Below are 13548 nucleotides of genomic sequence, written 5' to 3'. Positions count from 1 at the left end.
GCGCGGGCGGCATCGCCTCGGTGGATGCGGCCGGGCAACTCTCCGGCAGCGGACAGGCCTCTGGTTCGGGCAGCACCGCATCTTCGGATCAGGCGGCCGACTGACCCCGCGCGGAGGCGGCCTGTCCCCGACCGGCTTTCAGCCGCATGGCCGCTTCACCGCCTGATCGAAGGCCGGCGATCATGGAGCGCCCTGCGTCAAATCGGACGCGACGCGCTCCAGGGTCGCCGGCCTTCTCCTTTTCCGAAGCAGGGGCTGAAATCCTTTGATCCGAACGGTTTGAGATGATGGTGCTTTTCATGGCACCCCTAAGGGTTTAGATCGGTATGTCAGATGGTTCCGGCCGGCGACGTCGACTGGGCCCAAGGATCGCCAAAGGTGCGTCAAGGCGCCGAATATTGAAGAGATACAGGACTGAATGTCCGTTTCCGATTCCGATTTCGCCTCCAACCGGCAATATGACCGCCAGCGCAGGCTGCTGAAGGCGCGCATGCGCCACGCGGATTATGGCGAAATCGACATCCTGGTCCGCGACGTTTCGGAAATGGGGCTTGGCGGGCGGTGCGATCTCGACCTTGCCGTCGGGGAAAGCGTCGTCATCCTCCTGCCCGACTGCCGCCCCGCCCCAGGGAAGATCGCCTGGCGCAAGGGACAGAGCTTCGGCGTGCAACTGGAGGCGCAGATCAATCCGGAAGCGGTCAGAAGCCGCGCGCCCGCAGATCGCCCGGCCGATGGTTATCAGGTGCCGGAGGCGTTCCGGCCATCGGGCGAAACGAAGCGGCCGGGGTTCAGGACGCGGGTGCAGGGACCGGACACCAACAATAAATGGCGATGATCTCGGCTCCGTCCTGAGCGGGCGACGCCATGTTCGAGCGCCGGGGAGCGCCCATGAAAAAGGCCGGCCATCCCCCAGGGACGCCGGCCTTTTCTTCCGGGCGCCAGGGCCGGATCAGGCGACCTTGGTCGCGAATTCCTCCGCCTCGTCCGGATCGCGCAGCACATAGCCGCGGCCCCAGACGGTCTCGATATAATTTTCGCCGTTGCAGGCCAGCGCCAGCTTCTTGCGCAGCTTGCAGATGAAGACGTCGATGATCTTGAGTTCCGGCTCGTCCATGCCGCCATAAAGGTGGTTCAGGAACATTTCCTTGGTCAGGGTCGTGCCCTTGCGGAGCGAAAGCAGCTCCAGCATCGCATATTCCTTGCCGGTCAGGTGGACGCGATTGCCGTCCACTTCCACGGTCTTGGCGTCCAGGTTCACCGCCAGCTTGCCAGTGCGGATGACCGACTGCGAATGGCCCTTGGACCGGCGCACGACCGCGTGGATGCGGGCGATCAGTTCCTCGCGATGGAAAGGCTTGGTCACATAATCGTCGGCGCCGAAGCCGAAGGAGCGGACCTTGCTGTCCATTTCCGCCACGCCCGACAGGATCAGCACCGGCGTCTGCACCTTCGCCGCGCGGAGCTTCTTGAGCACGTCGTAACCGTGCATGTCCGGCAGGTTCAGGTCGAGGCAGATGATGTCGTAGTCGTAGAGCTTGCCGAGGTCGAGACCCTCTTCGCCAAGGTCGGTCGTGTAGACGTTGAACCCCTCCGTCGTGAGCATCAGCTCGATCGCCTTCGCGGTCGTCGGTTCGTCTTCGATTAGCAGCACGCGCATGTGAAGCCCCTTTGCGTAGCAGTTCCGTCCACCCCCAAAGAACGACGGCCGCACCAATTCATTAACCAAAAAACTTCTGAAGGACAAAGGTTAATTTTTCGCTAACCGGCAGAAATCCGCGAGTCGCTGGATTTTGAATCTATTTTCAATGTTTTGAAGCCAAAATGATTCAGGCGGAGTCAATATGGATTCGGCTTCGAAACGAGCGGTGAACATCCATGATGGCGGGTCAGGAAGTCGAGCACCGCATCCACCCGCGCGGGCCGCAGTCGCGATGGCGGCGTGACGAGGTGAATGCCGAACGGCGGCGGTCGCCAGTCTACCAGTATCTCCTCCAGTTCGCCCGAGGCGATCGCTTCCCCGACGATGAAGTCGGGCAGCCGGGCGATGCCGACGCCGGAGCGCAGCGCGGGCAGCATCGCCTCCCCGCTGTTGACCGTCAGGCGGGCGCGGACCTGCACCACGACATTCTGCTGGCCCGGCCCGGAAAAGCGCCAGACGTCGGGCGTCGGCGTGTTGGAATAGCACAGGCAGTCATGGTCGCCGAGGTCGGACGGATGGGTGGGCCGCCCCCTTTCCGCCAGATAGGCGGGCGACGCCACGACATGCAGCGTGACGTCGGCCAGGCGCCGGGCGCGCAATGAACTGTCGGGCATGTCGGCGATGCGGATGGTGGCGTCCAGGCCCATGTCCACCAGGTCGATGCGCGCATCGGACAGGTGCAGGTCGATGTCGACATGCGGATTCTGCTTCGTGAATTCCGCGACCAGCGGCGCGATGCGGAGCAGGCCGAAGGTCATCGGCGCGCCCAGCCGGACCGTGCCGGAAAGTTCCGCCGTTTCGTCCCTGGCCGCTTCCTCCGCCGCCTGCCCTTCGGAAAGGATGCGGGCCGCATGCTCGGCCAGCCGCCTGCCGCTTTCGGTCAGGGCCAGGCGGCGGCTGGTGCGGCTGAACAGGCTGGTGTCCAGATGCTGCTCCAGCCGCGTCACCGCCTTGGACACGGTGGCCTTCGACACGCTCAGCGCCTTGGCCGCGTCGGTGAAGCTGCGATGCTCCACCACGGCGGCGAACATCGCCCATGCCTCGAAATCGGGAAGACGCATAAGGAAACAATCCGTTTCAATGCTGCTTATTCAAGAAACGATCCTGATTGCTAGATTGACGGAAAGCAAGCCGGAACCTTCCGGCAATCCTTCGAAAGGCCTGAGTGATGAGCATGACAGTTGGCAGCCGGATCGACCGCCGCCCCTTCGCCTCGCTCGGCCACGCCGACCATGGCTGGCTGAACGCGCGGCATCATTTCTCCTTTGCGGACTATTATGATCCGTCCCGCATGCATTGGGGCGCGATCCGGGTATGGAACGACGATGAGATCGGTCCCCGCTCCGGCTTTCCGCCGCACCCGCACGCGGACATGGAGATCATCACCTATGTCCGCACCGGCGCGATCACCCATCAGGACAGCCTGGGCAACAAGGGCCGCACGGAAGCGGGCGACGTGCAGGTGATGAGCGCGGGCAGCGGCATCCGCCACGCGGAATATAATCTGGAGGACGAAACGACGACTCTCTTCCAGATCTGGGTCATGCCGCGCAGCCGGGGCGGCCAGCCGAGCTGGGGCGCCAAGCCCTTCCCCAAGGGCGATCGGTCGGGCCGGCTGGTGGTGCTGGCGAGCGGCCATGACGAGGACAGGGAGGCGCTGCGCATCCGCGCCGACGCCCGGCTGCTGGGCGGCACGGTCAAGGCGGGCGACAGCGTCACCTATGACAGCGCCGAAGGGCGCCACCTCTACCTGGTCCCGGCAACCGGCCGGATCGAAATAGACGGCCAACTGTTCGAGGCGCGTGACGGCGCCGCGATCATCGGCGGCGCGCCCATCACCATCAAGGCCATCGAGGACGCCGAAATCGTCCTGGTGGACAGCGAATAAGGTCCGTCCCTTCTCCCTCCGGACGGGCCGGAAGGCCGCCCGCGCTTCTCCCCCCACTCCGGCGCGGGCGGCCAAATTGTTCGAAACCTTTTTACGATCAACGCATTAGAAGAAATGGAGATACGCATGGCAAAGGTTCTGGTTCTCTACTATTCGTCCTACGGTCATATCGAAACCATGGCGAAGGCCGTGGCGGAAGGCGCGGCGGCCGCCGGCGCGCAGGTCGACATCAAGCGCGTGCCCGAAACGGCGCCGCTGGAAGTCGCGAAAGCCGCGCATTTCAAGCTCGACCAGGAAGCACCCGTCGCGGCCGTCGCGGACCTGGCGGATTATGACGCGATCATCATCGGCACCGGCACCCGCTTCGGCCGTATGTCCAGCCAGATGGCGGCCTTCCTCGACCAGGCCGGCGGCCTTTGGATGCGCGGCGCGCTGAACGGCAAGGTGGGCGGCGCCTTCACCTCGACCGCCAGCCAGCATGGCGGGCAGGAAACCACCCTGTTCTCGATCATCACCAACCTGCTGCATTTCGGCATGGTGATCGTCGGCCTGGACTATGGCTTTGCCGGCCAGATGGGCGTGGACAAGGTCCGCGGCGGAGCGCCCTATGGCGCGACCACGCTGGCCGACGGCGACGGCAGCCGCCAGCCGAGCGAAGAGGAACTGGACGGCGCGCGCTATCAGGGCCGCCGCATCGCGGAAACGGCGCTGAAGCTGCACGGCTGATGCATGGCTGCGCCGTCTATATGGCGCAGTCGTTGAGCCTTGGGTCGCAAGGCATCAGCGCAAAGGGGGAGCCGGCGCATGGGACTGCGCGTCGGCTCCCCTGTTTTTTGGGGTGAAACGGAGAGCGGCCTAGGGTGTGTGGGGATTCAGCCCATGGCGGGCTGCAAATAGCGGCTTTCTGCGCTTCCGGTGCTCACGTACTTAAGTACGCTGCGTCGAAACGAGTCACCTGCCTCGTTTCGAGGTTCTCGAAATCCACTATTTTCGCCGCGCCCTGAACTGAATCCCCACACACCCTAGGCTCTGTCTGCATTCATGGGATTCCCATTTTATGAGAGTTCTGATTCAAGGTCGTTGAAGGAGACGATCTTTGAGCAGACGGGTGCTGACGGATGAGCAATGGAACCGGATCGAGGGGTATCTTCCGGGTCGTGCCGGGACGCCTGGACGGAGCGGCGTTGATAATCGACTGTTTGTCGATGCGATCCTGTGGATGGCGGGGAACGCGGCGCATTGGCGCGATCTACCGGATATATTCGGCAAATGGACGGCGGTTCATGCGCGCTTCCGCCGGTGGTCACGCAACGGGGTATGGGAGGGGCTTTTCCATGCCATGGCCGACACGCCGGACTTCGAATATGTGATGATCGACAGCACGATCTCGAAGGTCCACGCCGATGCAAGCGGCGCAAAAGGGGGGCTGAAAGTGCCGCCATCGGTCGTTCGCGCGGCGGCCTGACGACCAAGTTGCACGCCGCCGTCGATGCGATCGGTCTGCCGCTTCGGATATGTCCGACACCAGGGCAATATGGCGATTGCCCGCAGGCCCAGACGCTTCTGTCCGGGCTGGAAGGCGTCGGCCACGTCATCGCCGATGCTGCCTACGATGCCGATCCGCTACGCGCCTTCATTGCCGATGACCTTGGCGCAATCGCGCAGATCAAGGCCAATCCCAGCCGCGCTATCGCCCCTGCCATCGACTGGAGGCTCTACAAGGAGCGCCATCAGGTCGAATGCTTCTTCAACAAACTCAAGCGCTTCCGAAGGATCGCCCTGCGCTGCGAGAAAACCCTCTCTGCCTTCATGGGCTTCGTCCATCTCGCATGCGCCATGATATGGATACGGTGAATGCAGACAGAGCCTAGCCGACAGAAGGAAAGCTGAACCGGATCCCGTTTCACGGCGGCCTCCGACACCCTTCCGCCTCCACTTCCCCCGCACCTCGCCTGCCCGCTGTCGCGGTCGCCATGCGGCTTCCCGCAGCAGCCGGATCAACTTCCTCCCTTCCCTCCGTCCCCCACCTTGCTCTATGGCGGGGACCGAATTTCCCAAGGGGAACGCCAACTTGATCCTAGACCTTGCCGCCGCCGCTTCGGGCGCCATTCGCTTCGACCAGCTCGGCCTCAGCCCGGTCGCGCTCGACCTCGGCTTCTTCACGCTGAAATGGTACAGCCTCGCCTATCTGGCGGGCATATTGATCGGCTACTGGTATCTGCTGAAGCTAATCGCCCAGCCCGGATCGCCCATGGCGCGCCGCCATGCCGACGACATGATCTTCTACGCGACGCTGGGCATCATCATCGGCGGGCGGCTGGCCTATGTCTTCTTCTACCAGCCCGAAATCCTCCGCAATCCGCTGGACATCTTCAAGCTTTGGAACGGCGGCATGTCCTTCCACGGCGGGGCCATCGGCGTCTCGCTCGGCATCCTCTACATGGCGCGCAAGGAAAAGCTCAGTTGGCTGCGCATCCATGATTTCGTCGCCTGCTGCGTCCCCTTCGGCCTGTTCTTCGGCCGCCTCGCCAATTTCGTGAACGGGGAACTCTGGGGCAAGGAGACGGACGTGCCCTGGGCCATAATTTTCCCGACCGGCGGCCCCTTCCCCCGCCATCCCAGCCAGCTTTACGAAGCCTTCCTCGAAGGCATAGTCCTGTTCCTGATCCTCGCCTTCGCCTTCTGGAAGACCCGCGCCCGCTACAAGCCCGGCATGCTGGTCGGCATCTTCCTGCTCGGCTACGGCGTGTTCCGCTTCGGGGTGGAATATGTCCGGGAGGCGGACGCCCAACTCATGGAATTCGCCGCCCGCACCGGGCTGCACATGGGCCAGTGGCTGTGCGTGCCGATGATCCTGGGCGGCCTCTACCTGATCATCACGGCGAAGGGCCGCCGCATCCGCGTGGAACCCGTCGCGGGCAGCGCGAGTGTCAGTTGAACTGACCTTGTCCGAACGGCTCGCCCGCCAGATCGAGGCGGGCGGCCCGATCTCAATCGCCCATTATATGGCGGAGGCGAACCAGCATTATTACGGCACCCGCGACCCGCTGGGCGCGGCGGGCGACTTCACCACCGCGCCCGAAATCAGCCAGATGTTCGGCGAACTGATCGGCCTCTGCCTGGCGGACATATGGATGCGGTCCGGCAGCCACCCGGCGGCCCATTATGTGGAGCTTGGCCCCGGACGCGGCACGCTGGCGTCCGACGCGCTGCGCGCCATGGCCAGCGTCACGTTCCACCCCCGCGTCCATTTCGTGGAAACCAGCCCCAGCCTGCGCGAACGGCAGGGCGCGCTCATCCCCAATGTCGCGCATCATGATTCCGTGTCCAGCCTGCCCGAACAGGGACCGCTGCTGGTCGTCGCCAATGAATTTTTCGACGCCCTTCCCGTCCGGCAGCTTGTCCGCGTCGGCAGCGAATGGCGCGAGCGGGTCGTCGTCCGCCCCGATCCGGAGGAGCCTGAGCGCTTCGCCCCCATGGCCGGATACCGCCGCGTCGAATCCGGCATCCCCGCCATGGCCGCCGACGCCCCGGAAGGCGCGATCCTGGAAATGCCCCTCGCCGGATCGGCCATCGCGCTGGAACTGGCGCACCGAATCGCGAAGCAGGGCGGCGCCGCCATCGTCATCGACTATGGCTATGAAGGCCCGGCGACCGGCGACACGCTCCAGGCGGTCAGGGCGCATCGCTATGCCGATCCCTTCCTGGAACCGGGCGAGAGCGACCTCACCACCCATGTCGATTTCACCATGATCGGCAATATGGCGCGGCAGGCCGGGCTGCGCGTGACGCGGACGGTCGGCCAGGGCGCCTTCCTGCGCCAGCTCGGCATCGACGCCCGCGCCGATCAACTCAGCAGGACCACGCCCGCCCGCGCAGAGGAGGTGGAGGCCGCCCGCCGCCGCCTGACCGACGACGACGCGATGGGAACGCTGTTCAAGGCGATGGCCTGGGTCCATCCCGACTGGGCCGACCCTGCGGGGTTCGAGGGTTGAAAGACCCTCAATCCTCCTGATGATAGCGGCTGAGCCTGCGGATGAAGCCGATCAGCCCGGTCTGGCGGCTGCGCTTCATGCGTTCGGCATGCAGGATGGTCTGGACCCGCTGGAAGCAATCCTCCGCATCGACATTGCACAGCACATAGTCATAGCCGTCCCAATGCGCGATCTCTCCGGCGGCGCGGGCCATGCGGCCCTCGATCACCTCATTGCTGTCCGTCGCCCGGCCCCGCAGCCGCCGCTCCAGTTCCTCCATCGACGGCGGCAGGATGAAGATGCGCACGACATCGCCGCCCGCAATCTGGTGCAACTGCTGCGCCCCCTGCCAGTCGATGTCGAACAGCACGTCCCGCCCCGATTTCAGCATCGCCTCCACCGGCGCGCGCGGCGTGCCATAACGCTGGCCGAAGACATGCGCCCATTCCAGGAATTCATGATCGGCGATCATTCGCCGGAATTCCTCCAGATCGACGAAATGATAATCCTTGCCGTCGACCTCGCCCGGCCGCATCGGCCGCGTCGTCGCGGACACCGACATCGCCAGATCCGGTTCGGCGGCGAGCAATTTGCGCGCAATGGTGGATTTGCCGGCGCCCGAAGGCGAGGAAAGAACGAACAGGACGCCGCGGCGCTTGAAATCGGGCGTCTCGATGGGAATGCTGTCGGCCATGGCCGCTAGTGCCGCCATGGACGCGATTTGGCAAGGGGGGACTATCGCGCCGTCAACGCTTGCGGGCCTTGCGCGCCTCATCGATCAGGATCGGCGGCGCGCTGCCGTCGGGCAGCGCCTTGGTGGTGCGCTTGCGGTCCGCCTCGCGCTTCGCCTCATAGACCTTGCCGGCCATGTAGGCGCCCGTCACGAACAGCGCGCCGACCGGATGGCGCATGATGAGCCGCTTTGCGCCCATGCCCGCGATCAGGCCGATAACGCCCTTCTTGCCCGTGTCCGCCGCGACCCGCGCCGCGACGACCGTCGCCCCGACACGCGCCGCCTTCCTGAGCAACCCGTCCTTGCGGGGCGGGCGAACGGCGATCAGCGGTTTATCGGGCGATTTCTTGCTCATAAGGCGTCAATGTATCGCAGCCTGCCCGGTTCCGCCATGTTGATCTGGATCAGACCATATTTTCCGGCCGCACCAGCCGGTCGAACGTCGCCTCGTCCACCAGCCCCAATGCCAGCCCCGCCTCCTTCAGCGTTAGCCCTTCGGCATGGGCGTGCTTGGCGATCTTCGCGGCATTGTCATAGCCGATTTCCGGGGCCAGCGCCGTCACCAGCATCAGCGAGCGGTCGACCAGTTCGGCGATCCGCTTCTCATTCGCCTCCAGCCCCTCGACGCAGCGTTCGGCGAAACTGTCCATGCCGACGCTGAGCAGATGGATGGACCGCAGCACCGCCGCGCCGATCATCGGCTTGAACACATTGAGTTCCAGATGCCCCTGCAACCCGCCCACCGTCACCGCCTGATGATTGCCGATCACCTGCGCGGCGACCATCGTCAGCATCTCGCACTGGGTGGGGTTGACCTTGCCGGGCATGATCGAACTGCCCGGCTCATTGGCGGGCAGGTCCAGTTCGCCAAGGCCCGAACGCGGCCCGCTGCCCAGCAGGCGGATGTCGTTGGCGATCTTGGTCAGCGCCACCGCCAGGGTCGCCAGCGTGGAGGACAGGTGCACCAGCGGATCGTTGGACGCCAGCGCCTCGAACTTGTTGTCCGCCGTGCGGAACGGCAGGCCGGTCAGCGTCGCGATCTCCTTCGCCACCGCCGCGTCGAAACCTGCGGGCGCGTTGAGGCCGGTTCCGACCGCCGTGCCGCCCTGCGCCAGCGCCGTCATGCCGTGCATGGTCGCTGGCTCGATCCGCTTGCGGCTGCGGTAAAGCTGATGCGCATAGCCGGAAAATTCCTGCCCCAGCGTCAGCGGCGTCGCATCCTGCAAATGGGTGCGGCCGATCTTGACGATGCCCGCCCACGCCTTCGCCTTGGCGTCCAGCGCGGCGTGCAGCCGGTCGAGCGCGGGGAACAAATGCCCGGTCGCCGCCCGCGCCGCCGCGATATGCAGCGCCGTAGGGAAGCTGTCGTTGGACGATTGCCCCATATTCACATGGTCGTTGGGATGGACCGGGCTTTTCCCGCCGCGCTTGCCGGTCAGCGCCTCATTGGCGATGCCCGCAATCACCTCATTGATGTTCATGTTGGACTGGGTGCCGCTGCCCGTCTGCCAGATGACGAGCGGGAACTGGTCGTCATGGCGGCCCGCGATCACTTCGGCCGCCGCCGCCTCTATGGCGTCGGCCAGGCCCGAATCGAGTCCTTGGCCGCGATTCACCCGCGCCGCCGCCTGCTTCACGATGGCCAGCGCATGGACGATGCCGATCGGCATGCGCTCATCGGGACCGAAGGGGAAATTTTCGATGCTGCGCTGCGTCTGCGCGCCCCAATAGGCCGCGGCGGGCACTTGGATGGCGCCGATGCTGTCTGTTTCGGTGCGGGTCTCGCTCAAGTCGGGCACTCCCTGAAATGGCCGGAGTGCCGCCAATCTGGGGACGCCCGGTCCCCGATACCAGAGCTTATTTCTTCTTGCCGAAATCCACGGTCACGACATTGGAGCCATCCTCGGTCATGACCTGCGGCGCGTCATTCTCCGCCTCTTCATGCGGTTCGGGCGCGATGTCGGCCTGCGCCTGGAACTGGAGGGCGAAATTGACCGCCGGATCGACGAAGGCGGTGATCGCGGCGAAGGGAATATGCAGATGCGCCGCCACCTGGTTGAAGGTCAGGCTGACCCCGAAGGCGTCGTCGCTGACCTTCAGATCCCAGAATTTATTCTGGAGCACGATGGTCATCTCGTCCGGAAAGCGTTCGACCAGATGGCGCGGAATATCGACTCCGGCGGCCTGGGTCTTGAAGGTGATGTAGAAATGATGCGCGCCGGGAAGCCCGCCGGAACGCTCGATTTCGCCCAAGACGCGGCCAACCACGGCGCGCAGGGCCTCCTGCACGATTTCGTCATAGGGAATCAGGCTGTCGGGCAGGTCTTCGCTCATGCGCCAATGTCCTAACGGCGCGGCGGCGCGGGTCAAGTGCGCGCCATAGATTGCCGGGCACATTGCAACCGCCGCCCACTTCGGTATAGGGCGCAGCCATGCGCACGGCCGACATTCACCGCAACACTGCGGAAACGCAGATCGACGTGACCGTCAATCTCGACGGCACCGGCATCTATACCGTTTCGACGGGCATCGGTTTTTTCGATCATATGATCGAACAACTGTCCCGCCATTCGCTGATCGACATGGATGTGAAAACGGTCGGCGACCTGCATGTCGACCAGCATCACACGACAGAGGACACCGCCATCGCCATCGGCGAGGCGGTGGCCAAGGCGCTGGGCGACAAGCGCGGCATATCCCGCTACGGCAGCGTCTATTCCCCGATGGACGAGACGCTGACCCGCGTGTCGCTGGACATTTCAGGGCGTCCCTGGCTGGTGTTCAAGGCGGACTTCACCGTGCAGCGCATCGGCGAATGGGACGCGGAGATGGTGGAGCATTTCTTCCACAGCTTCGCCCAGGCCGCCGGGATCACGCTGCACATCGAAAATCTCTACGGCAGCAACAATCATCATATCGTCGAAAGCTGCTTTAAGGGCCTTGCCCGCGCCTTGCGGCAGGCGGTGGAGATCGATCCGCGCAAGGCCGACGCCATTCCGTCGACCAAGGGGATATTGTGACGACGCTTGCCCTGATCGATTACGGCGCGGGCAACCTTCATTCGGTGCATAACGCCCTGCGCAAGGCGGGGGCGACGGACGCCGTCATCACCGCCGACGCCGATGTCGTGGCGAGGGCCGACCGGATCGTGCTGCCCGGCGTGGGCGCCTTCCGCGCCTGCCGCGACGCGCTAGTCGCCATCCCCGGCATGGTGGAGGCGATGAACGAAGCGGTGCACCAACGCGGCGCGCCCTTCCTGGGCGTGTGCGTGGGCATGCAGTTGCTGGCCGACGCCGGGGAGGAGTTCGGGCGGCATGAGGGGCTGGGCTGGATCGGCGGCACCGTGCGCCTGATCGAGCCGCAAGACCCGGCGATCAAGGTGCCGCATATGGGCTGGAACGACGTGACCCTGCGCGGCGCGCCGCCGCTGCTGGAAGCGGGCGAGGCTTATTTCCTGCACAGCTATCATTTCGACGCGGCCGACCAGGCCGATGTCGCCGCTGTGACCGATCATGGCGGGCCGCTGGTCGCCGCGGTCGCGCGCGACACGATCATCGGCTGCCAGTTTCACCCGGAAAAGAGCCAGAATTACGGCCTTTCCTTCCTGTCCCGCTTTCTGGAATGGCGTCCATGAGACTGCCTTTCCCCCCGTTCGTGTCGAGCGAAGTCGAGACTCGGGGCGTGCAACAAGTTCTCGACTTCGCTCGAACCGAACGGATGTTGAAATGAGCCTCATCGTTTTTCCCGCCATCGACCTCAAGGGCGGCCAGGTCGTCCGCCTGGCGGAGGGCGACATGAACCGCGCCACCGTCTATGGCGACAATCCCGCCGCGCAGGCGATATTGTTCGCGGAAGCGGGCGCGGAGCATCTGCATGTGGTCGATCTGGACGGCAGCTTCGCCGGTCGCGCCGTCAACGCCGAAGCGGTCGAAGCCATTGTCGAAGCCTTCCCCGGCCATGTGCAACTGGGCGGCGGCATCCGCAACCGGGAGGCGGTGGAGCGCTGGTTCGACCTGGGCGTATCGCGCATCGTGATCGGCACGGCGGCGCTCAAAGACCCGGATTTCGTCAAGGCGGCGGCGCGGGACTTCCCCGGCGGCATCGTCGTGGCGGTGGATGCGCGGGACGGCTTCGTGGCGACCGATGGCTGGGCGGAGAAGTCCGACATGCCGGTGGTCGACCTTGCCCGGCGGTTCGAGGATGCGGGGGTGGCCAGCCTGCTCTTCACCGACGTGGGCCGCGACGGCCTGCTCAAGGGCTGCAATATCGACGCGACCGTCGATCTGGCGCGGGCCACGAACATTCCCGTGATCGCCAGCGGCGGCGTCGCGGGCATCGCGGACATCCGCATCCTCAGCCTGCATGCCGATGAAGGCATCGAGGGCGTGATCACCGGCCGGGCGCTCTATGACGGGCGGCTGGACCTGAAGACCGCGCTGGCCGTGGCGCAGGCGGCGGCGTGACATGACCGTCCGCACCCGCGTCATCCCCTGCCTCGACGTCGCCAATGGCCGGGTGGTCAAGGGCGTGAACTTCATCGACCTGCGCGACGCGGGCGATCCCGTCGAGCAGGCCAAGGTCTATGATGCGGCGGGCGCGGACGAGCTCTGCTTCCTCGACATCACCGCCACCCATGAGGCGCGGGGCATCATATTGGACGTGGTGCGGCGCACGGCGGAGGTATGCTTCATGCCGGTGACGGTCGGCGGCGGCGTGCGCAGTCCGGAGGACGCCCGCGCCCTGCTGCTGGCAGGCGCCGACAAGGTCGCGGTGAACAGCGCCGCCGTCGCCCGGCCCGAAGTCGTCGCCGACATCGCAGACCGCTTCGGAAGCCAGTGCGTCGTCGGCTCCGTCGATGCCCGGCGGGTGGCGGAAGGCCGCTGGGAAATCTTCACCCATGGCGGGCGCAAACCCACCGGCATCGACGCGCTGGACCATGCCGTCAGGCTGGCGGAACTGGGCGCGGGCGAACTGCTCGTCACCTCCATGGACGGCGACGGGACCAAGGCGGGCTATGACCTGGCCCTCACCCGCGCCATCGCCGACGCGGTGTCGGTCCCAGTGATCGCCAGCGGCGGCGTCGGCACGCTGGATCATCTGGTGGAGGGCGTGACCATGGGCCATGCGAGCGCGGTGCTGGCGGCCTCCATATTTCATTTCGGTCAACATACTATTGCTGAGGCGCATCAGGCGCTGGCCGCCGCCGGAGTCCCCGTCAGGGCAGCCTGAAAACCGTTTCCCCCTCCGAAACGTC

General features: G+C 65.2%; 16 protein-coding genes. 10 read left to right on the top strand and 6 right to left on the bottom strand.

What is annotated here, in order from left to right; all coding sequences use genetic code 11:
- Nucleotides 1-418 precede the first annotated feature (418 nt).
- The gene (locus L286_RS44790) at nucleotides 419-835 is read left to right on the top strand and encodes a hypothetical protein (RefSeq protein ID WP_020821005.1); all 417 of its coding nucleotides are present in this window, start codon (nucleotides 419-421) and stop codon (nucleotides 833-835) included.
- A gap of 114 nt (nucleotides 836-949) precedes the next feature.
- On the opposite strand, the gene ctrA is transcribed toward L286_RS44790, so the two are convergent.
- Together ctrA and L286_RS44780 are read right to left on the bottom strand one after the other, a co-directional pair.
- Entirely contained in the window at nucleotides 950-1657 is a 708-nt protein-coding gene (gene ctrA / locus L286_RS44785) for a response regulator transcription factor CtrA (RefSeq protein ID WP_007688543.1), read from the bottom strand.
- Between the two features lie 179 nt (nucleotides 1658-1836).
- Complete coding sequence (locus L286_RS44780; protein WP_020818782.1) at nucleotides 1837-2760, bottom strand: LysR family transcriptional regulator; 924 nt, start codon at nucleotides 2758-2760, stop codon at nucleotides 1837-1839.
- 107 nt (nucleotides 2761-2867) lie between these two features.
- Between L286_RS44780 and L286_RS44775 the strand changes: the two genes are divergently transcribed.
- From L286_RS44775 to L286_RS44755, 5 genes are all read left to right on the top strand, one after another.
- Nucleotides 2868-3587: a pirin family protein gene (locus L286_RS44775; protein ID WP_007688539.1), complete on the top strand. Its 720-nt coding sequence runs from the start codon at nucleotides 2868-2870 to the stop codon at nucleotides 3585-3587.
- A gap of 126 nt (nucleotides 3588-3713) precedes the next feature.
- Nucleotides 3714-4313 carry an NAD(P)H:quinone oxidoreductase gene (gene wrbA / locus L286_RS44770; protein WP_007688537.1) on the top strand — a complete coding sequence of 200 codons (600 nt, stop codon included), beginning with the start codon at nucleotides 3714-3716 and terminating at the stop codon, nucleotides 4311-4313.
- Nucleotides 4314-4683: 370 nt separating this feature from the next.
- Nucleotides 4684-5441 (top strand): IS5 family transposase gene (locus tag L286_RS49865; protein ID WP_152520581.1). Its coding sequence is split into 2 segments (ribosomal slippage): nucleotides 4684-5002 and nucleotides 5002-5441, totalling 759 coding nucleotides; the frame shifts between segments, so codons are not numbered across the junction.
- A 181-nt stretch (nucleotides 5442-5622) separates the two neighbouring features.
- The gene (lgt, locus tag L286_RS44760; protein WP_020818785.1) at nucleotides 5623-6525 is read left to right on the top strand and encodes a prolipoprotein diacylglyceryl transferase; all 903 of its coding nucleotides are present in this window, start codon (nucleotides 5623-5625) and stop codon (nucleotides 6523-6525) included.
- Nucleotides 6515-7582, top strand: coding sequence for a class I SAM-dependent methyltransferase (locus tag L286_RS44755; RefSeq protein WP_021223986.1), 1068 nt, complete (start codon nucleotides 6515-6517; stop codon nucleotides 7580-7582). Before lgt ends, L286_RS44755 begins: the two co-directional genes overlap by 11 nt.
- A gap of 7 nt (nucleotides 7583-7589) precedes the next feature.
- On the opposite strand, the gene gmk is transcribed toward L286_RS44755, so the two are convergent.
- The 4 genes from gmk to L286_RS44735 form a co-directional block, all read right to left on the bottom strand.
- On the bottom strand, nucleotides 7590-8255 hold the full coding sequence (gene gmk, locus L286_RS44750) for a guanylate kinase (protein WP_007688531.1): 666 nt from the start codon (nucleotides 8253-8255) through the stop codon (nucleotides 7590-7592).
- A gap of 52 nt (nucleotides 8256-8307) precedes the next feature.
- Nucleotides 8308-8649, bottom strand: a complete 342-nt coding sequence (locus L286_RS44745) for a hypothetical protein (RefSeq protein WP_020818787.1) — start codon at nucleotides 8647-8649, stop codon at nucleotides 8308-8310.
- Nucleotides 8650-8698: 49 nt separating this feature from the next.
- A complete protein-coding gene (fumC, locus tag L286_RS44740) occupies nucleotides 8699-10084 on the bottom strand; it encodes a class II fumarate hydratase (RefSeq protein ID WP_020818788.1) in 1386 nt (461 codons plus the stop codon).
- Between the two features lie 67 nt (nucleotides 10085-10151).
- Complete coding sequence (locus tag L286_RS44735) at nucleotides 10152-10628, bottom strand: SspB family protein (RefSeq protein WP_007688526.1); 477 nt, start codon at nucleotides 10626-10628, stop codon at nucleotides 10152-10154.
- Nucleotides 10629-10726: 98 nt separating this feature from the next.
- Here L286_RS44735 and hisB point away from each other — a divergent pair, with 98 nt between their 5' ends.
- The 4 genes from hisB to hisF all read left to right on the top strand — a co-directional run bounded on the left by hisB (nucleotide 10727) and on the right by hisF (nucleotide 13523).
- Nucleotides 10727-11314: an imidazoleglycerol-phosphate dehydratase HisB gene (gene hisB, locus L286_RS44730; protein ID WP_007688525.1), complete on the top strand. Its 588-nt coding sequence runs from the start codon at nucleotides 10727-10729 to the stop codon at nucleotides 11312-11314.
- Nucleotides 11311-11928 (top strand): imidazole glycerol phosphate synthase subunit HisH, encoded by a 618-nt coding sequence (gene hisH, locus L286_RS44725; RefSeq protein ID WP_020818790.1) that lies wholly within the window; start codon nucleotides 11311-11313, stop codon nucleotides 11926-11928. The genes hisB and hisH overlap by 4 nt, the downstream gene beginning before the upstream one ends.
- A gap of 91 nt (nucleotides 11929-12019) precedes the next feature.
- Complete coding sequence (hisA, locus tag L286_RS44720) at nucleotides 12020-12757, top strand: 1-(5-phosphoribosyl)-5-[(5-phosphoribosylamino)methylideneamino]imidazole-4-carboxamide isomerase (protein WP_020818791.1); 738 nt, start codon at nucleotides 12020-12022, stop codon at nucleotides 12755-12757.
- A 1-nt stretch (nucleotide 12758) separates the two neighbouring features.
- On the top strand, nucleotides 12759-13523 hold the full coding sequence (hisF, locus tag L286_RS44715; RefSeq protein ID WP_020818792.1) for an imidazole glycerol phosphate synthase subunit HisF: 765 nt from the start codon (nucleotides 12759-12761) through the stop codon (nucleotides 13521-13523).
- The last annotated feature ends 25 nt before the right edge of the window (nucleotides 13524-13548 follow it).

The organism is Sphingobium sp. HDIP04 (assembly GCF_000445085.1).
Classification (GTDB): domain Bacteria; phylum Pseudomonadota; class Alphaproteobacteria; order Sphingomonadales; family Sphingomonadaceae; genus Sphingobium; species Sphingobium indicum.
Note: the sequence above shows the minus strand (reverse complement) of the source record. Positions and strands in the feature narration are given on the sequence as shown.

Excerpts from the sequence above, each read along its gene's own strand:
- L286_RS44790 (WP_020821005.1), top strand. The coding sequence starts at position 419 with ATGTCCGTTTCCGATTCCGATTTCGCCTCCAACCGGCAATATGACCGC.
- ctrA (WP_007688543.1), bottom strand. The coding sequence starts at position 1,657 with ATGCGCGTGCTGCTAATCGAAGACGAACCGACGACCGCGAAGGCGATC.
- L286_RS44780 (WP_020818782.1), bottom strand. The coding sequence starts at position 2,760 with ATGCGTCTTCCCGATTTCGAGGCATGGGCGATGTTCGCCGCCGTGGTG.
- L286_RS44775 (WP_007688539.1), top strand. The coding sequence starts at position 2,868 with ATGAGCATGACAGTTGGCAGCCGGATCGACCGCCGCCCCTTCGCCTCG.
- wrbA (WP_007688537.1), top strand. The coding sequence starts at position 3,714 with ATGGCAAAGGTTCTGGTTCTCTACTATTCGTCCTACGGTCATATCGAA.
- lgt (WP_020818785.1), top strand. The coding sequence starts at position 5,623 with ATGGCGGGGACCGAATTTCCCAAGGGGAACGCCAACTTGATCCTAGAC.
- gmk (WP_007688531.1), bottom strand. The coding sequence starts at position 8,255 with ATGGCCGACAGCATTCCCATCGAGACGCCCGATTTCAAGCGCCGCGGC.
- L286_RS44745 (WP_020818787.1), bottom strand. The coding sequence starts at position 8,649 with ATGAGCAAGAAATCGCCCGATAAACCGCTGATCGCCGTTCGCCCGCCC.
- L286_RS44735 (WP_007688526.1), bottom strand. The coding sequence starts at position 10,628 with ATGAGCGAAGACCTGCCCGACAGCCTGATTCCCTATGACGAAATCGTG.
- hisB (WP_007688525.1), top strand. The coding sequence starts at position 10,727 with ATGCGCACGGCCGACATTCACCGCAACACTGCGGAAACGCAGATCGAC.
- hisA (WP_020818791.1), top strand. The coding sequence starts at position 12,020 with ATGAGCCTCATCGTTTTTCCCGCCATCGACCTCAAGGGCGGCCAGGTC.
- hisF (WP_020818792.1), top strand. The coding sequence starts at position 12,759 with ATGACCGTCCGCACCCGCGTCATCCCCTGCCTCGACGTCGCCAATGGC.